At 52.3% G+C, this 239-nt stretch carries 1 rRNA gene; it reads right to left on the bottom strand.

From position 1 onward, the window contains the following. A 23S ribosomal RNA gene (locus tag HP552_RS00665) occupies window positions 1–239 on the bottom strand; the annotation flags it as partial.

Below are 239 nucleotides of genomic sequence, written 5' to 3'. Positions count from 1 at the left end.
GTACGGGCACCATCACCTGGCTAGAGGCTTTTCTTGGCAGTGTGAGATCATGACCTTCGCTACTGTAATTTTCACTCCCCATCACAGCTCAGCCTTACGATGTGCGGATTTGCCTACACATCAGCCTCACTGCTTGGACAGACATCCATCAGTCTGCGTCACTACCCTACTGCGTCCCCCCATTGCTCATAACGGCTTACGGTGGTACAGGAATTTCGACCTGTTGTCCTTCGACTACG

It is taken from the genome of Paenibacillus xylanilyticus, assembly GCF_013359935.1.
Taxonomy (GTDB): Bacteria; Bacillota; Bacilli; order Paenibacillales; family Paenibacillaceae; genus Paenibacillus; species Paenibacillus xylanilyticus.
The sequence above is the reverse complement of the archived record's forward strand: the minus strand, read 5'-3'. Positions and strand labels throughout refer to the sequence as shown.